The sequence below is a fragment of the Micromonospora sp. NBC_01740 genome, from assembly GCF_035920365.1.
GTDB lineage: Bacteria > Actinomycetota > Actinomycetes > Mycobacteriales > Micromonosporaceae > Micromonospora > Micromonospora reichwaldensis.
In genome coordinates this window covers 6,948,713-6,966,120 of record NZ_CP109150.1, presented here as the reverse complement: position 1 = coordinate 6,966,120, position 17,408 = coordinate 6,948,713, and the positions used below count along the sequence as shown (strand labels likewise).

Below are 17,408 nucleotides of genomic sequence, written 5' to 3'. Positions count from 1 at the left end.
TCCGTGACGCGCGCCCGGCTGAGGTCCGTGACGCGCGCTGCGGCTGGCGGGTCCATGATCGTGGGATGAGCGCAGCCGAGGAACCGTTGCCGAGCAACGCCACCGCCGGCGTGGTGCGCGTCGGCGACACCGTGCGCCGTCCGGTCGGCCCCTGGACCGACGCGGTGGACGCCCTGCTGGAACACCTGCACGCCGTGGGATTCTCCGGTGCGCCCCGACCCCTGGGCCGGGACGCGCAGGGCCGGCAGGTGCTGGAGTACGTCCCCGGCGAGGTCGGCGCGGCGTCGGGCACGTACCCGGTGGCGGACCTGTTCGCGATCGGCCGGATGCTGGCCGAGCTGCACGAGGCGCTGGCCAACTTCACCCCGCCGGCCGGCGCGGCGTGGCAGCGGCTCATCCCGCCCGACCGGGAGGAACTCGTCTGCCACAACGACGTGGCCCCCTGGAACCTGATCAGGGCGGACCGGGGCTGGGTGCTCATCGACTGGGACGCCGCCGCGCCGGGCTCCCGGCTGTGGGACGTCGCGTACGCCGCGCAGAGCATGGCCGGCCTGCGTCCGGACCGACCGGTGGCCGAGTCGGCGGCCCGGCTGCGCGCCTTCGCCGACGGCTACCGCCTCGACGAGGCGTCCCGCCCGGCCCTGGCCGGAATGCTCGGCCGCCGCGCCCGGGCGATGTACGAACTGCTGCGCGAGGGCGCGGAGCAGCGGCGCGAGCCGTGGGCCCGGATCTGGACCGAGGACGGTCCGTACTGGCTGGCCACCGCCGACCACCTCGCCGCCCACACGCGGGAATGGGAGGCGGCCCTGCGTTGACCGCCCTCCCTCTCGCCACGGGTGAGACAGCCGTGGCGTTCCACCCGACCGCACGGATGTTGCGGCCGCTGCTCTACAGGACCCGCTCGGCGGTGTGCCCACAGGTGGGGCAGCGGGCGTCCGCTCCGAGCGGGCCGGCCCCGCGCGCCCGCCCGCGCAGGGCGATCGCCAGCGGGAGCAGCGCCGGGCCGACCAACGCGACCACGACGGCCGTCGCGGCGAGCGCGGCCCAGCCCGGTCTGGGTGCGCCATGCAGCAGGCCATCCGCCGCACCGGCCAGAATGTGCAGCGAGAGCAGGCCCAGCGGGGTGAGCAGGACGAGCAACGCCCACCCGCCCCGGGGGTCCGCGCGCGCCGCCCACCAGGTGCCGAGCAACGACACCACGGCGAGCATCGCCGCGGCGGTCCAGGGCAGAACCTGGCTTCCGACCCACTGGTAGGAGGTCGCGACGAAGTCGACCGGGGGTTGAAGATTGGTCTGTGCGAGCGCTGCGGCCCCGGCGGCGAGCAGCGGCAGGCTCCGCACCGGCGCCGGCAGCCGGTCGGGAAGGGCGAGCGCCACCAGGCCCAGCCCGAGTTGCGGCACCAGCACCAGCAGCGGCGGGCGGGGCAGATCGGCGAGGGCGGCGGCGGGCATGACCGCGAGGGTCAGCAGCACCGCGACGGCGATGACACGCCGTGCCCAGCGGGCCGGCGCGGCGGCGTGCGCCACTGCGGCCAACAGCCAGCCAAGCCACACCGCGACGCCGATCGAGACGAATGGCCCCGCGGTCGGCGTGCCCCACTCGGCGGGCGGTGGCCGCAGTTCCAGCACCGACCAGGTCCCCGCCAACGCCGTCGCGGTGAGGAAGGCGAGGACGGCGGCGAGGCGTACGCCCGGGATCAGGCCGGCGGCCCCGGCGGCCCGCAGCCGCTGGCGCAGGCCGCCGCGCACCAGGTCCGCGGCGTCCGCGGGCGAGGGCCAGCGTCGCCCCGGCCCGGACAGGTCGAGGTACGTGCCGACGATCTCCGCGCCGCGCGCCCGCCGGTACTCGGCCGGGTAGGCGCGCAGCAGGCGGTGGTAGCGCCGCTCCAGGCCGCTCATGCCAACCCCCCGGCGGTACGCGCGGCGAGCGGTCGGGCCGCGCGGGCGCGCAGGCGGGCGGTGGCCGCCTCGACGTTGCGGCGCAGGCGCTCGGTCTCGGCGCTCAGCGTGGCGTCGCCAGCGGGGGAGAGGCGGTAGTAGCGGCGCAGCCGGCCGTCCACCACCTCCTCGCGGTCGACCTCGACCAGGCCGGCGTCGGTCAGCCGGTCGAGCGCGCCGTAGAGGGTGCCGGGCCGCAGCGACACGCGCCCGTCGGAGAGGGCGGCGACCTCGCCGATCAGGCCGTAGCCGTGCATCGGCTCGCCGGCCAGCGCGGTGAGGATCAGGAAGGTGGGTTCGCGCAGCGGTGTGTCCACGCCAGCAATATAACGGACGCAAAGGTATGCAGCGGCCCGTTACGTGCTGAACCTGCTCCGGCCGCGCCGTCCGGCGGCCGCACCCTGCTCGGCATACCGCACGGCCCACCGCTTCGCGGTCGGCCAGGACACGTCATAGCGCTCGGCCGCCCGAGCGGCCGGCCAGCCCTCGTCCACGGTCAGGCGCGCCAGACGGAGACGTGCACGAGGCGGCAAAGCAGCGTCAGCGCGGGACACGAAGCCTCCTGGTCGGCGGAGCGGTCCACTCCACAACCGGAGGTCTTCGTCATCACGCCTATCTACGTCGTGTCGTCCACACGACCTCAAACAACGTCCCTGGGCAGTACAGCCAGGGCCGCCAATCGGCGCCGCGACGGGCGAGGTATGGACGCCGATCGCGCGTCGAGTGGAACACCACGGGTGTCAAAGCGCTCCGGTGACACCCGTGGTGTTCCACCGACCGCGATCGCGGAGCTGGTCGGCCCCACCCGCCCCGGCCCCACCCGCCCCGGCCCCACCCGCCCCGGCCCACCCGCTCCCGGTTAACCCCACCGGCCCGACCGCACCCGGCGCACCCGGCGCACCCGGCGCACGCGGCGCACCTGGCGCGCGGGGCGCACCTGGCGCGCGGGGCGCACCTGGCGCGCGGGGCGCACCTGGCGCGCGGGGCGCACCTGGCGCACGCGGCGCAGCGCACGGGGGCGCATGCGGCGCACGGGCGCATGGGGCGCACCTTGGCGCATTCGCCCCTGCCGCCAGAGCTGGTCGGGCCGGGGCGGTCGGGCCGGGGCGGATGGGCCGGGCGGGGAAGGTGCGGCGCGCGGCAGGGGTGCCGGTGAACGCAGGAAGGCCCCGGGGGACCCGGGGCCTTCCTTGGGTGTCCTGCTGCGTCAGCAGTCGAAGTACATGGCGAACTCGTGCGGGGTCGGGCGCAGACGCACCGGGTCGACCTCGTTGGTGCGCTTCCACTCGATCCAGGTCGAGATCAGGTCGGGGGTGAACACCCCGCCGTCGAGCAGGTAGTCGTGGTCGGCTTCGAGGGAGTCGAGCACCGCCGACAGCGAGCCTGGCACCTGCTTGACGTCGCCCCACTCCTCCGGCGGCAGGTCGTAGAGGTCCTTGTCGATCGGCGCCGGCGGCTCGATCTTGCTCTTGATGCCGTCGAGGCCGGCCATCATCATCGCCGAGAAGGCCAGGTAGACGTTGGCCGACGGGTCCGGCACGCGGAACTCGACGCGCTTGGCCTTCGGGTTGCTGCCCGTCACCGGGATGCGGGTGCAGGCGGAGCGGTTGCGCTGCGAGTAGACCAGGTTGACCGGCGCCTCGAAGCCCGGAACCAGCCGGCGGTACGAGTTGACCGTCGGGTTGGTGAAGGCCAGCAGCGACGGGGCGTGGTGCAGCAGGCCGCCGATGTACCAGCGGGCCATGTCGGACAGGCCGGCGTAGCCGGTCTCGTCGTAGAACAGCGGCTCGCCGTTGAGCCACAGGCTCTGGTGGGTGTGCATGCCGGAGCCGTTGTCGCCGAAGAGCGGCTTCGGCATGAACGTCGCGGTCTTGCCGTTGGCCCAGGTCTCGTTCTTCACGATGTACTTGAAGAGCTGGAGCTGGTCGGCCGCGTGCAGCAGCGTCGAGAACCGGTAGTTGATCTCGGACTGGCCGGCGGTGCCCACCTCGTGGTGCGAGCGCTCCACGGTGAACCCGCTGTCGACCAGCCGGCGCACGATGCTGTCGCGCAGGTCGGCGAGGTGGTCGACCGGCGGCACCGGGAAGTAGCCGCCCTTGTACGCGGTCTTGTAGCCGCGGTTGCCGCCCGGCTCCTCGCGGCCGGTGTTCCAGGCGCCCTCGATCGAGTCGATGTAGTAGAACGACTGGTGCGCCGAGGTCTCGTGGCGGATGGAGTCGAAGATGTAGAACTCCGCCTCCGCGCCGAAGTACGCGGTGTCGGCGATGCCGCTGGCGGCCAGGTAGGCCTCGGCCTTCTTCGCCACGTTGCGCGGGTCGCGGCTGTAGGCCTCGCGGGTGAACGGGTCGTGGATGAAGAAGTTGAGCGCGAGGGTCTTCTGCGCCCGGAAGGGGTCGATGAAGGCGGTGGCGACGTCCGGGAGCAGGAGCATGTCCGACTCGTGGATCGCCTGGAAACCGCGGATCGACGACCCGTCGAAGGCCAGGCCCTCGGTGAAGAAGGCATCGTCGACGGACTCGACCGGCAGGTTGAAGTGCTGCATCACGCCGGGCAGGTCACAGAACCGTACGTCGACGAACCTCACGTCCTCGTTCTTGAGGTATCGCAGGAGTTCCTCGGGATTGGCGAACACACGTCCTCCTGGCACGTCCACGGGTGGCTAGGCTCTTGGCGACGCTATGGCCGCGCGGTTGCCCGGCCATGTCTTGAGTGTTTCTGCCGTGTTACGTCCCTCGCGGAGCGTCATCCGCGCCGCTCGGGCGGGGCCGGGCCGTGCGACGGGACGCCACCGGCTGTGCCATTCTATTGACACTTGCTCGCTTTCGCCCCTTTTTGCTGCCCGGGTGCGGGCGACCGTCCCCGATCCGTCCACACCCCCTGGATACCCTTGACCGTTGTGACCAAGCCGCATGATCGCCCCGTACCGCCCGCGTCGGATCCCGCCTTCACGCCGCCCAGCCTGGGACGCCGGTTCGGCGCGCTGGTGATCGACTGGGTGCTCTGCCTGCTCATCGCCGGGGGCTTCGCCGACCCGGTGCGTGACGGGTGGGCACCCGTGCTGGTGCTGATCGTCGAGTACGGCTTCTTCCTCGGGCTCTTCGCGCAGACGCCGGGCATGTTCATCACGAAGATCCGCTGCGTCGCCTGGGCCGACGGCGGTCGCATCGGGGTGGCCCGGGCCCTGCTGCGCGGCCTGCTGCTCGCCCTGGTCGTCCCGGCCCTGCTGATGGACGGCCACCGTCGCGGCCTGCACGACCGCCTGGCGGGCTCCGTCGTCACCGACGCCCCCCGCCCCTGAGACACACGAAGAGCCGGGCCCTGCGAACAGGCCCGGCTCTTTCGCGTACGCGTCGGAAGTCAGCGACCGCGCGTCTGGCGGAACGCGCCCCGCGAGGGCCGCATGTTCTTCGGGATCGCGCCCTTGGGCATCTGCGGGCGGGCGGTGAGCGCCTTGAGCCGCTTGTCCAGCGAGTTGACGTCCTTGCCGCTGAGGTTGCGCGGCAGCCGCATCAGCGTCATGCGCAGCTTGCGGATCGGCAGCTCGCCCTCCTCCTGCCCGATCACGTAGTCGAAGAGCGGGGCGGAGCCGATCACCTTCGCCAGCCGCCGCTTCTCCTGGCCGAGCAGCCCGCGTACCCGCTGCGGGTTGCCCTCCGCCAGCAGGATCACCCCGGGCCGGCCGATGACCAGGTGGACCATGTCCATCTGCGTGGTGGAGCTGACCGCCGGGGTGACCCGCCAGTCGCCCCGCATGCTCTCCATGATCTGGGCCGCCGCGCCGGGCTGCCCCTCGGCGGCGTTCATCATCGCCCGGTTGGACCGCAGGTTGAGCACGATCAGCAGGCAGAGCAGGGCGAACAGGATGCCCAGCGGCAGCCAGATCCAGCTCCAGAGCAGGACCGCGACCACGGTGAGAGCGAGCGGGATCAGCACCGCGCCGGCGGCCAACGGCGCGAACCACCGGTCCTGCTTGGCGGTGAACTTGAACACCATCCCGATCTGCTTCAGCCGCTGGCCGAACGAGACCTTCTCCTGGGGCTTTGCCATGCCGCAGAGTCTAGTGGTCGCCGCACGTCGCGTTGTCCGCGGCCAGGCTGAGTACCTTACGCCGCCGTAGCGCCGCCGAGGGGCGGGAGTAAGGAGGGCAGGCGGGCGAAGATCGGGCGGCGGACCCATGCCCCGGGGGCACCTTCGCGCGCAGAGTCGGAGTCGACAGCCGAAGACGACCCAGGGAGCCCCACATGTTCGGCAACGACGCAGACTTCATCCTCTCGATCCACCGTACGCACGCCGCCGAGCTGCACGCCGAGGCCGCGGTCGACCGGCTCGCCCGGGCCCTGCCGCGCCGCACCACGCGCGCCTGGCTCAGTCGACGGCATCACCCGGGACGCGCCGGCGACGTGCGTCGGTGAGCGGCCCCGCGCCCCCGGCGGTCGCCACCGAACCGCCGGGGGCCGACGCCGCCCGGGCCGACCGTCGACGGGACGACGGCGCGCGGGCCGGCCAGCGACAGGCCGAGCGTGCCGATCGGCCGGCCCGCGACCCGCACCGGGTGCCATCCGCTGACCGGCCGGTCAGCGGAGCCGGCGGCGGCGAGGGCCGTGGCATGCTCGGAGCCGTGACCGTACGCGCCGCCAGCACCGTCCTCGTGGGCCGTCAGCGGGAGATCGCGGCCCTGCGCGACGCCCTGGGCCGGGCCCGCGCCGGGGAACCGACCACGGTCCTGGTCGGCGGCGAGGCCGGGGTGGGCAAGACCCGGCTGCTGGAGGAGTTCGGCCGGTCGGCCACCGAGGCCGGCGCGCGGCTGCTGGTCGGCCAGTGCCTTGAACTCGGCGAGGCCGGGCTGCCCTTCGCGCCGTTCGCCGCCGCGCTGCGGGCGGTGCTGCGCCGCGACGGTCCCGGCGTCTTCGACGGGTACGAGGCCGAGTTCGCCCGCCTCCTGCCGGAGCTCGCCCGGGGACCGGCCGGCGTCGCCGCGCCCGCCGTCGCACTCGTCCCGGACGCCCCGCGCGGTTACCTGTTCGACCTGGTCGCCGAGCTGTTTCAGCGGCTCGCCGCCGGGCAGCCCCTGGTGCTGGTGATCGAGGACCTGCACTGGGCCGACCGGTCCACCCGCGACCTGATCGCCTTCCTCGTGCGCGCCGCCCGCACCGCCCGGCTGCTGCTGGTCTGCACCTACCGCACCGACGAGCTGCACCGTGGTCACCCGCTGCGGCCCTTCCTCGCCGAGCTGGACCGGGCCCGTGGTGTCGAGCGGATCGAGCTGGGCCGCCTCGACCGGGACGGCACCGGGGCGGTCCTGGCGGACCTGCTCGGCGCCGAGCCGCTCGCCCGCGCGGTCGACGACATCCACCAGCGCACCCAGGGCAACCCGTTCTTCATCGAGGAGCTGGCCGCGGCCGGCGGCCCGGTCGGCTGCGGCACGCTGCCCGAGACGCTGCGCGACCTGCTGCTGGCCCGGGTGGACCGGCTGCCCGACGCCGCCCAGCGGGTGCTGCGGATGGCCGCCGCCGGGGGCACCCGGTTCGCCCACCAACTGCTCGCCGAGGTCGCCGGGCTGCCCGAGCCGGAGCTGGAGGACGCGCTGCGCGCCGCCGTCGCCGCCCAGCTCGTGGTGGCCGACCCGGAGGGCGACTACGAGTTCCGGCACGCGCTGGTCCGCGAGGCCGTCCACGACGAGCTGCTGCCCGGCGAGCACGCCCGGCTGCACGCCCGCTGGGCGGCGGCCATCGAGGCCCAGCCGCACCTGGTCGCCGCCGGCCGTGCCCCCGCCGAGACGGCCCACCACTGGTACGCCGCACACGACCACCCCCGGGCCCTGGTGACCGCCCGCACCGCGGCGCGCGCCGCCGCCGACCGGTACGCGTACGCGGAGCAGAGCCGGCTGCTGGAACGGGTGCTGGAGGTGTGGGAGCTGGTGCCCGACGCGGCCGACCGGCTCGACATGGACCACCTCGCGGTGCTGGAGGAGACCATCGCCGCCGCCACCACCGCCGGCGACTACCAGCGCGCGCTCACCCTCACCCGGGCCGCCCTGGCCGAGGTGGACGTCGAGGCGGAGCCGCTGCGCGCGGCGCGGCTGCTGGACCGGCGCGGCCGGATGCTTGCCATGCTCGGCAAGAGCGACGGCGCGGCCGAGCTGCGGGAGGCGTACCGGCTGTCCTGCGGGGCGCCGGACGGGCCGGAACGGGTCCGGCTGCTTGCCGACATCGCGGCGCAGCTGTTCCGGCTCGACCCCGAGCAGGCCGGGACGCTCGCGGCCGAGGCGGCGGAGGCGGTGGAGGCGCTCGGCGACGACCTGGAGCTGCTGCCGACCCGGATCGCCATCCTCTGCCGTACCGAGCCGTCACCCGAGCGTCGCCTGGCCGGGCTGCGTCTGGCCGAGGACCGGGCCCGCGCCGCCGGCTCGGCGCCGGCGCTGGTGAGCGCGTTGGTCCACCTCTCCGACGTGCTGTTCGAGCTGGGCCGGTACGCCGAGTCGGCCGACGCGGCCGCCGCCGGGGCGACCGAGGCGCGCCGGGTCGGCGTCAGCCGCTCCACCGGCGCGTACCTGCTGTCGAACCAGGCCGAGGCGCTGATCGCCCTGGGGCGCTGGGACGAGGCCGACGCCGCCTGCGCGGAGGCGGCCCGGATCGACCTGCCGGGCGTGTCCGGCCTGCACTGGCTACAGCTCCGCGCCGGGCTGCGGCTGGCCCGGGCCCACCCCACCGCCGAGGAACTGGTGGACCGCGCCCTGGCCTTCCTGGCCCGGCCCTACCTGTGGCCGAACCACCGGCTGCCGCTGCGGGAGCTGCGGATCGAGGCGGCGCTGGCGGCCGACGACCCGGCCGGCGCGGTACGCGCGGCACACGCCGCGCTGGCCGACGAGCGCCTGCCGCAGCTTCCCCGGGAGGGCTGGCCGGTGCTCAGCGCCGTCGCCCGGACCGCCGAGCGGACCGGGGACGCCGAACTGGCCGGCGCGGTGTCCGCCCTCGCCGCCGGGCTGCCGGCCCGTCATCCGGCCGAGCGGGCGCACGCCGCCCAGGTGGCGGCCCTCCTGGCCGTCGGCGGCGAGACACTTGCCGCATGGCGTACGGCGGTCGCCGCGTGGCGCACCGACGGGCAGCCGTACCCCCTCGGGCGGGCGCTGCTGTCGCTCGCCGAGGCGGCGGCCGCGGCGGGGGAGCGGGACGAGGTGGCGGCGGCGGTCGCCGAGGCCGCCGCGATCGCCGACGGGCTGGGCGCGGTACCGCTCGCGGCGCAGGCCGCCACCCTGGCCCGCCGGGTCGGCCTGCGCGGGGCGACCCGGGGGCGTCCCGGCGCGGACCTGCTCACCCAGCGCGAGCGGGAGGTGCTGCGGCTGGTCGCCGAGGGCCACAGCAACAGCCGGATCGCCGAGCGGCTCTTCATCTCGCCGAAGACGGCCAGCGTGCACGTCTCCCGGATCATCGCCAAGCTCGACGTGAGCAACCGCGTCGAGGCCGCCGCGTTGGCCCACCGCCTCGGCCTGCTCGGCGCTCCCACCGCGCCCCGCTGATCCTGTCGCCCGGCGGGCGCCAGTCGAGGGCGACCGGTCGGGCGACCGGCCGGTGGGCGTGGGACCAGGAGCGAAGGAGCCGGTCAGGGGCGGGGCAGGTAGATCCGCCAGCCGGGGACGGTGACCAGGTCGAGCGCGGCCGGATCGGTGCGCCGGCGCTCGTCCAGGCGGGCCGCCAGCGGTGAGCCGGCCGGCGCGATCCAGCCCGGCGCCGCCGCCTGCCGCACCGCCCGGCGGTACGGCAGGTACCGGTCGTGTCCCGGGCGCAGGTCGTCGTCGACGACCGCGCAGAGCACGTCCTCGCGGGTGGCGAAGGTGAGCCGGTTGCAGGTCCAGTAGCCGCCGTACACGTGCCGGACGCCCCGCTGGCGTAGCGCGGCGACCAGTCCGGCGTGCCGGGCCTCGGCGGCGCGGGCTGCCGGCGCGGCGTCGACCGCGCCGCCGGTGGCCACGGCGGCGGTGCCCAGCGTCGCCGCGAGCACCATGGCCGCCGCGATGCCCGTCATGCCCCGCCACCGCGCCCCGGCCCCCGCGCCACCGCGTGTCCGGACACCGTCCGCTCCGGCAATGTCTGCCCCGGCCGTGACCGTTCCGGCCAGGCCTGGCCCCGCCGTGTCCGTGCCGGCCGTGACCGTGCCGTCCGTGACCGGTCGGAGTGCGCGGCGGGCGGCCGACCAGAGCGGCCAGAGCAGGGCCGGAACGGAGATGAGCAGGCAGGACAGGTACCGGGAGCTTTCCACCGGCGTGCGGCCCGCAGCGCTGCTGGCCGTGTACAGGGCGAGCGTCCCGACGGCCGCGACCACCAGGGCGAGCCGGACCGCCCCGCCCGCCGCCACGATGGATCTTGGACAGTTGCCGTTCAGAGCTGACGGCAACTGTCCAAGATCTGCGACGGGTGGGCGCAGCGTGCGCCAGGCCGAAAGGGCGGCCGCGAGGAGCAGCAGCGGGAGGGCGACCGCCCACCACGACTGGCCGGGCGTGCAGTGGCTCGGGGAGCAGAAGCCCATGCCCAGCGGCGGGCCGAGCACCAGCCCGCCGTGCAGCCGGTCGGCCCAGCCGGCGGGCTGCCCGGAGCCACCGGCGGCGAGCACCGCCGCGATCGGATTGCGCCCCGCCGCCAGGCTGTGCACCAGCAGCGGCCCGGCCCCGACGAGCGCGGCGGCACCGAGCAGCACCCCGGCCCGGCCGCGCAGCTCGCGCCGGCCGTACGCGAGGAGCACCGCGCCGGTCGCGGCCACGTACGGCAGCACCAGCGGGTCCACCCAGAGCATCAGCCCGGCCAGGAATCCCCACCCCGCCCAGCGCGGCAGTCGGCGTCCGGGGCGGCCGGCCGCCAGGTCGTACGCCAGCACGGCGAGCGCCACCCCGGCCGCGTTCATCTCCGGGTAGCCGCCCCCGGCGATGAGCTGGTTCTTCACCACCCGGTCCGAGCCGAGCGCCAGCAGCACCACGACGAGCAGGGCGAACCAGTGGTCCCCGGTCAGCCGCAGCGTCAGCCGCCAGGCGAGCACGACGAAGACCGCGTACAGGGCGAGGGTGGGCAGGCGCAGCCCGAGCGTCGACGGGCCGACCAGCGCGAACACCGGCGCGGCCAGGTAGGCCTCCAGCGTGCCCATGTACGCCTGGCCGTAGAACCAGACGGGGAACTCCTGCCCGCGGGAGATGTGCAGTGCGGCCAGGCCCATGGTGGCCTCGTCGCTGTTGGTCGGCGGGGCGTCGTGCAGCAGGAGACCGAGGCGGTAGCCGGTCCCGGCCACGACGGCGAGCACGGCGAGGACGGTCGGCAGCACGCGCCGCCGGTCGGGCGGGAGCGCGGGACGCGAGTCACGCCACCGCTGGCGTACGCCGACCGTCATGAGCCGATCATGGCAGTTTGCCGCCGGCCCGTGGTCGAACGGTGCCGGCGCGTCGCCGGGGTGGTCAGCCGGCGGTGACCGGAAGGCCCTCGCGGGCCTCGAGCGCCTGCCGGTAGAGCCGCCCGGCGCGGTACGACGAGCGCACCAGCGGCCCGCTCATCACGCCCGCGAAGCCGATCTCCTCGGCCTCCTCGCGCAGCTCGACGAACTCCTCCGGCTTGACCCAGCGGGTGACGGGGTGGTGCCGGGGGGTGGGGCGCAGGTACTGCGTGATGGTGATCAGCTCGCAGCCGGCCTCGTGCAGGTCGCGCAGCGCCTGGGAGACCTCGGCGCGCTCCTCGCCCATGCCCAGGATCAGGTTGGACTTGGTGACCAGCCCGTCGGCGCGGGCCTGCCGGATCACGTCCAGCGACCGCTCGTAGCGGAAGGCCGGCCGGATCCGCTTGAAGATCCGCGGCACGGTCTCCACGTTGTGGGCGAGCACCTCCGGCCGGGCGCCGAAGACCTCGGCGAGCTGCTCGGGGACCGCGTTGAAGTCGGGGATCAGCAGCTCGACGCCGCAGCCCGGCTGGAGGGCGTGGATCTGCCGGACGGTCTCGGCGTAGAGCCAGGCGCCGCCGTCGGGCAGGTCGTCGCGGGCCACCCCGGTGATGGTCGCGTAGCGCAGGCCCATCGAGACCACCGACTCGGCGACGCGGCGCGGCTCGTCGGCGTCGAACTCGGCCGGCTTGCCGGTGTCGATCTGGCAGAAGTCGCAGCGTCGGGTGCACTGGTCGCCACCGATGAGGAAGGTGGCCTCCCGGTCCTCCCAGCACTCGTAGATGTTGGGGCAGCCGGCCTCCTGGCAGACGGTGTGCAGCCCTTCGCGCGAGACGAGCCCGCGCAGCTGGGTGTACTCCGGCCCCATCTTGGCCTTGACCTTGATCCACGGCGGTTTGCGCTCGATCGGCGTCTCGGCGTTGCGCGCCTCGATCCGCAGGAGGCGCCGCCCCTCGGGGGCGGGCGTCGTCGTGCGCGCTGCCTGGCCGGTCGTCGGCGCGGAGTGCTCGATCGTCACAAAACCGAGCCTACGCCCGACGGCCGCCGTCGATGTAGTTCGGGCGACCGGCGTCACCCCGGGAGTCTTGTGACGCCGGACACCGGGGCCGGGAAAAACCAGTCACAGGAGCCTCGGCGGGGGTGCTAGCGTGCCCGCCAGAGCTGTGACGGAGCCGAGTAGCGCCCCGACCCGCCAGTTGAAGAGAGCCGCCGGTTGCTGCGAGGCGGTCTGGCACCGGGCCCGCGAAGACCCTCCCGAGCTGCGGGAAGAACGGCATGCAAGGAAGGGCACCTTCTCAACGCCTCCGGTGGAGGAAGGGCCCCTTCCACACGCAGAGCCCAGTAGAGCCCGCCCGGTTGGCCCCGGTGAAAAGGCGACGAACGAGGCCCCCGTCCGCGGGGGCGAAGGTGTGGTGGCACCGCGAGGTTTCCCGCTCGCCCACACCTGACGGGGTTGGGGCGACGCCCGCCACCCCGCTGGCAGGCGTCGCGATCGACCGAGAGGCAGCCCTGCCATGCAACGTGTCCTGTCCCGCCAACTCTCCGCCCATGTCGGCGTACCCGTCCGGATCGCGGGCTGGGTGCACCGCCGCCGGCTGCTCAAGTCGGTGGCCTTCCTGATCGTCCGGGACGCCGCCGGCCTGACCCAGGTGGTGGTCACCGACCCGACCGTGCGCGTCGAGGTGGAGGCACTCACCGAGGAGACGGTCGTCGAGGTCACCGGCACGGTGGTCGCGAACCCGACCGCGCCCGCCGGGGTCGAGCTGACCGCGCCGACGGTACGACCGCTCGGCCCGCCCGCCGTACCGCCGCCGTTCGACCTGTACCGGCCGGCGCTCACCGCGAGCCTGCCCACCCAGCTCGACCACGCGCCCGTCGCGCTGCGCCACCCGACCCGGGCGGCGGCGCTGCGCGTCTCGGCGGCGGCGGTGGCCGGGTTCCGGGCCACGCTCGACACCCGCGACTTCGTGGAGATCCACACGCCGAAGGTCGTCGGCTCGTCCACCGAGAGCGGGGCGAACGTCTTCGCGCTCGACTGGTTCGGCCGGCCCGCGTACCTGGCGCAGTCGCCGCAGTTCTACAAGCAGCTCATGGTCGGCGTCTTCGAGCGCGTCTACGAGGTGGGGCCGGTGTTCCGGGCCGAGCCGCACGACACCGTCCGGCACCTGGCGCAGTACACCTCGCTCGACGCCGAGCTGGGCTTCGTCGCCGACCACCGGGACGTCATGGCCGTGCTGCGGCACACCGTGGCCGGGATGCTCGACGCGGTACGGGAGCGGGCCGGGGGCGCGCTCGCCACTCTCGGGGTGTCGGCCCCGGACGTGCCGGCCGAGATCCCCGCCGTGCACTTCACCGAGGCGCTCAGGATCGCCGGCGCGCCGGCCGACGAGCCGGACCTCGCCCCGGCGCACGAGCGGGCGCTGGGCGAGTGGGCGCGGCGGGAGCACGGCTCGGAGTTCCTCTTCGTCACCGGCTACCCGATGGCGAAGCGGCCCTTCTACACCCACCCGGACCCGGCGCGGCCCGCGTACTCCAACGGGTTCGACCTGCTCTTTCGGGGACTGGAGCTGGTGACGGGCGGGCAGCGGCTGCACCGGCACGCCGACTACCTGGCGGCGCTCGCCGCCCGGGGCGAGCCGGTCGAGCCGTACGCCGGCTACGTGGACGCGTTCCGGCACGGCATGCCCCCGCACGGCGGCTTCGCCATCGGCCTGGAACGCTTCGTGGCCCGCCTCACGGGCGCAACCAACGTCCGAGAGGTCACCGCCTTCCCCCGCGACCTCCACCGCCTAACCCCATAGCACCCCCCGGCCGCCCCCTCCCTCCCCCTGGCCCGCGTTGATCATGAAGTTGTTGTCGTCGGCATCGGCGTGTCGTGACAACAACTTCATGATCAACGGGGCGGGGCGGGGCGGGGCGGGACGGGGCGGGGCGGGGGCGGGGAGGGGCGGGGGTGTTCAGGGTGGGCCGAGGAGGTCCCAGGGGTTGCCGGCTATGTCGCGGAAGACGGCGACCCGGCCGTACGGTTCCGTGCGCGGGGGCTTCACGAACTCGACGCCCGCCTCGACCATCCGCCGGTGGACGGCGTCGAAGTCGTCGACCTGGAGGAAGAAGCCGACCCGGCCGGCGACCTGGTCCCCGACCGATCGAGCCTGCCGGTCGCCGTCGGCGCGGGCCAGCAGCAGCCCGGTCTGCGCGCCGGGCGGGCGGACGACGACCCAGCGCTTCGGCCGGCCGTCGTTGGTGAGCGACGGGGAGTCCTCCACCAGCTCGAAGCCGAGCACCCCGGTGAAGAACTCGATGGCCGGGTCGTACTCGGCCACGACGATCGTGACCAGGTCGATCCGCACCCGTCAGGCCGTGACGAGGGTGGGGAGGTGGCGCTCCACTACCGGCAGTACGTCGGCCACGGACACCGGGCGGCCCAGCTCGGCGGTGAGCGAGGTGACCCCGGCGTCGCGGATGCCGCAGGGCACGATCCGGTCGAAGTGACCCAGGTCGCAGTCGCAGTTGATGGAGAAGCCATGCAGGGTCACCCCGCGGGCGACCCGGATGCCGATGGCCGCCACCTTGCGCGCCGGGCCCCGGTCGTCCTCGGGCACCCAGACCCCGCTGCGCCCCTCGACCCGGCCGGCGGTCAGCCCGAACTCGGCGCAGACGTCGATCAGCAGCTGCTCGGTGCGGCGGACGTAGGCGACCACGTCGACCGGGTCGGGCAGCCGCACGATGGGGTAGCCGACCAGCTGCCCCGGGCCGTGCCAGGTGATCTTGCCGCCCCGGTCCACGTCGACGACGGGGGTGCCGTCCATGGGGCGGTCCCACGGCTCCGTGCGCTTGCCGGCGGTGTAGACGCTCGGGTGCTCCAGCAGCAGCACGGTGTCGCCGCGCTCGCCGGCCACCACCGACTCGTGCAGCCGGCGCTGCTCGTCCCAGGCGGCCTGGTAGTCGAGGACACCGGCGCGGACGGCCGTGAGGCCGGAGGTCGTCGTGGTCACGCCGCCAAGCCTAGACCCGTACCGGCCGGTCACCAGCGGTGACGCGGCTCACGGCGGGACCCGGCGGCGGGGCCGGCTGCCCGCGATCGGCCGGGGCGACGGCTCAGCCCTGCGGGACCCGCCACAGCCACACGTCGTCCACCCGCTCGGGCGGGCCGAGCAGCGAGGTCACCGTACGCCGGACGGCCTCCTCGTCGACCGGCCACTTCGCCCCGTGCACCTCGTCGGGCAGCACGATCGTCTCGACCCGCCAGTGCCGCAGGTCGGCGCGGACCTCCTGGAGGCTGCCCTCCGTGATGATCGGCACCAGCCCGGTCCGGCCGGCCTGGTCCACCAGCGCGCTGAACGGGCGCGGCGGCGGGCCGATCCGTCCCCGCCCGTCCGGGCCGCCGGGGCCGAGGAAGAAACCGGAGGGGATGGCGAACTCGCCCTGCCGGTGCGCCAGCGCGTACGCCTGCCAGCGCTGGCCGTCGGGGTAGACGTCGAGGGTCAGCGGCACCGGGGTCAGCACCCCGCCGGGGGAGACGTACTCCCGCCACGTCCCGGCGGTGATGAAGCGCGGGATCGGCTCGCGTTCGATGGTCAGCAGCGGCGTCGGCACCAGCGGCAGCAGCGCCAGCGCGAACCCCGCCCACCAGGCCAGCCGCGTCCGGCGGCGCCGGGGCGGATCGGCGCGGAGCTGGTCGACGGCGTACGCGAGCAGCACCCCGATCACCGGCGCCACGACCAGCGCCAGCCGGGCGGGCAGGGCGGCGTTCACCACCGGCAGGTGCCCGAGCAGGTCGAACGGCATCGGCAGGTCCGTACGGCGGCCGTCGATCTTGGCCTCGGGGCCGAAGGAGAGCACGGTGAACACGACGGCGGTCACGCCCAGCGCCCAGAGAGTCGCCCGGCGGGCCGCGTCGGCCCGGCGCCACAGCGCCACGAAGCAGGCGACGGTGAGCAGCAGCAGCCCGATGCCGAAGAACGAGTTCTCCTCGGTCGGGTTCGGCGCCAGCCGGGTACCCAGGCCCACCTCCCCGGCCAGCGAGCGGCGCGGGTACGCCCCGTAGGCGACGACGTCCTCGGAGTGGATGACCGCGTCGAAGCCGGTGCCGTGGAAGCGCTGCGGGCCGGCGAAGTGCAGCCACAGCGGGTACGCCAGCAGCACGCCCGCGACGACGGCGGTCACGCCGAGGCCGCGCAGGAAGGTCGGCAGCGCCGCGCGGGCCTCGGCGCGGCGGGCCGGGTGCAGTGCCCAGACGGCGACGAAGACGCCGAGGGCCAGCGCCGTGAAGAAGAGCCCCTCGGCGGCGATGGAGAAGGCGACGGCGACGAGCAGGCCGAGGATCGCGCCGTCGCGCAGCGGGTGCCGGGAGCCGCGCAGCGCGAAGGTCCGCCAGATCAGCAGCGGCACCAGCCAGCCCGCCGTCCAGTTCAGGTGCGCGTTGGCGTGCGAGACCATGCCGGGGGAGAAGCCGATGAACAGCCCACCGACGGCGGCGGCGAGCGGGCTGCGGACCAGGTGCCGGGAGAGCAGCCAGTACCAGGCGAACGCGGTGGCGGCCAGGTTGAGGGTGAGGATCACCAGGAACGTGGCCGGCGGCCCGATCAGGTACGTCAGCGGCGCGAAGACCACCGCGTACACGGTGATCGAGGTGTTGACCGCGAGGTTCACCCCGTCGGGGACGTTGACCAGGTAGGTGAAGAGCGGGTCGTCGCCGTGGGTCACCGCGTGGCCGCCGAAGGCCAGCAGCCACTCGAAGAGCGCCTGGTCGCTGGAGTTGACCGTGATGGCGCGGGCGTTCGGGTCCTGCCACAGCCCGCTGGTCACCCAGACGGCGAGCGCCAGCGCGACCAGCGCCACGATCAGGTCGGCCCGCCGGTGGCGGACGACGCGGGGCGGCGAGGCCGGCGAAGGCGCCAGGGACGGGGAGGTCGGCACGCAGCGGACGTTACCAACCGCACCGGGGCACGCCGGTCAGGACGCACATCCTTCGGGCGCGGAATGTGTGACCGTGCCCCATGTCACAACATCGACGTATCGACGTAACGTCGCGGCAATTCGCGGGTGACCCAGTTCAC

The 17,408-nt window shown here is 74.6% G+C and carries 15 protein-coding genes; 5 read left to right on the top strand and 10 right to left on the bottom strand.

What is annotated here, in order from left to right; genetic code table 11:
- The first annotated feature begins 65 nt into the window (after window positions 1–65).
- The gene (locus OG989_RS30275) at window positions 66–815 is read left to right on the top strand and encodes a phosphotransferase (RefSeq protein WP_327029196.1); all 750 of its coding nucleotides are present in this window, start codon (window positions 66–68) and stop codon (window positions 813–815) included.
- 73 nt (window positions 816–888) lie between these two features.
- Here the strand turns inward: OG989_RS30275 and OG989_RS30270 are convergent, their stop codons facing one another.
- From OG989_RS30270 to glnA, 4 genes are all read right to left on the bottom strand, one after another.
- Window positions 889–1,899: a hypothetical protein gene (locus tag OG989_RS30270; RefSeq protein WP_327029195.1), complete on the bottom strand. Its 1,011-nt coding sequence runs from the start codon at window positions 1,897–1,899 to the stop codon at window positions 889–891.
- Entirely contained in the window at window positions 1,896–2,255 is a 360-nt protein-coding gene (locus OG989_RS30265; protein ID WP_327029194.1) for a PadR family transcriptional regulator, read from the bottom strand. The genes OG989_RS30270 and OG989_RS30265 overlap by 4 nt, the downstream gene beginning before the upstream one ends.
- A gap of 39 nt (window positions 2,256–2,294) precedes the next feature.
- A complete protein-coding gene (locus OG989_RS30260; protein WP_425856177.1) occupies window positions 2,295–2,492 on the bottom strand; it encodes a helix-turn-helix domain-containing protein in 198 nt (65 codons plus the stop codon).
- A gap of 653 nt (window positions 2,493–3,145) precedes the next feature.
- On the bottom strand, window positions 3,146–4,570 hold the full coding sequence (glnA, locus tag OG989_RS30255; RefSeq protein WP_132236059.1) for a type I glutamate--ammonia ligase: 1,425 nt from the start codon (window positions 4,568–4,570) through the stop codon (window positions 3,146–3,148).
- A gap of 264 nt (window positions 4,571–4,834) precedes the next feature.
- Here glnA and OG989_RS30250 point away from each other — a divergent pair, with 264 nt between their 5' ends.
- Window positions 4,835–5,236 (top strand): RDD family protein, encoded by a 402-nt coding sequence (locus OG989_RS30250; protein ID WP_151456559.1) that lies wholly within the window; start codon window positions 4,835–4,837, stop codon window positions 5,234–5,236.
- Window positions 5,237–5,295: 59 nt separating this feature from the next.
- Here OG989_RS30250 and OG989_RS30245 read toward each other — a convergent pair whose 3' ends face one another.
- The gene (locus OG989_RS30245; protein WP_327029193.1) at window positions 5,296–5,985 is read right to left on the bottom strand and encodes a DUF4191 domain-containing protein; all 690 of its coding nucleotides are present in this window, start codon (window positions 5,983–5,985) and stop codon (window positions 5,296–5,298) included.
- 194 nt (window positions 5,986–6,179) lie between these two features.
- Between OG989_RS30245 and OG989_RS30240 the strand changes: the two genes are divergently transcribed.
- Together OG989_RS30240 and OG989_RS30235 are read left to right on the top strand one after the other, a co-directional pair.
- Window positions 6,180–6,350: a hypothetical protein gene (locus OG989_RS30240; protein ID WP_192581532.1), complete on the top strand. Its 171-nt coding sequence runs from the start codon at window positions 6,180–6,182 to the stop codon at window positions 6,348–6,350.
- A gap of 206 nt (window positions 6,351–6,556) precedes the next feature.
- Window positions 6,557–9,454, top strand: coding sequence for a helix-turn-helix transcriptional regulator (locus OG989_RS30235; protein ID WP_327029192.1), 2,898 nt, complete (start codon window positions 6,557–6,559; stop codon window positions 9,452–9,454).
- A gap of 83 nt (window positions 9,455–9,537) precedes the next feature.
- Here the strand turns inward: OG989_RS30235 and OG989_RS30230 are convergent, their stop codons facing one another.
- Both OG989_RS30230 and lipA read right to left on the bottom strand, forming a co-directional pair.
- Window positions 9,538–11,310, bottom strand: a complete 1,773-nt coding sequence (locus tag OG989_RS30230) for a hypothetical protein (protein WP_442791894.1) — start codon at window positions 11,308–11,310, stop codon at window positions 9,538–9,540.
- A 64-nt stretch (window positions 11,311–11,374) separates the two neighbouring features.
- A complete protein-coding gene (lipA, locus tag OG989_RS30225) occupies window positions 11,375–12,424 on the bottom strand; it encodes a lipoyl synthase (protein WP_192581533.1) in 1,050 nt (349 codons plus the stop codon).
- A 439-nt stretch (window positions 12,425–12,863) separates the two neighbouring features.
- Here lipA and aspS point away from each other — a divergent pair, with 439 nt between their 5' ends.
- On the top strand, window positions 12,864–14,150 hold the full coding sequence (gene aspS / locus OG989_RS30220; protein WP_327029191.1) for an aspartate--tRNA(Asn) ligase: 1,287 nt from the start codon (window positions 12,864–12,866) through the stop codon (window positions 14,148–14,150).
- A gap of 156 nt (window positions 14,151–14,306) precedes the next feature.
- Here the strand turns inward: aspS and OG989_RS30215 are convergent, their stop codons facing one another.
- The 3 genes from OG989_RS30215 to OG989_RS30205 form a co-directional block, all read right to left on the bottom strand.
- On the bottom strand, window positions 14,307–14,699 hold the full coding sequence (locus OG989_RS30215; protein ID WP_327029190.1) for a VOC family protein: 393 nt from the start codon (window positions 14,697–14,699) through the stop codon (window positions 14,307–14,309).
- Between the two features lie 3 nt (window positions 14,700–14,702).
- Complete coding sequence (gene lipB, locus OG989_RS30210) at window positions 14,703–15,344, bottom strand: lipoyl(octanoyl) transferase LipB (RefSeq protein WP_327029189.1); 642 nt, start codon at window positions 15,342–15,344, stop codon at window positions 14,703–14,705.
- A gap of 103 nt (window positions 15,345–15,447) precedes the next feature.
- Window positions 15,448–17,268, bottom strand: coding sequence for a DUF2079 domain-containing protein (locus tag OG989_RS30205; RefSeq protein ID WP_327029188.1), 1,821 nt, complete (start codon window positions 17,266–17,268; stop codon window positions 15,448–15,450).
- Between the last annotated feature and the right edge of the window lie 140 nt (window positions 17,269–17,408).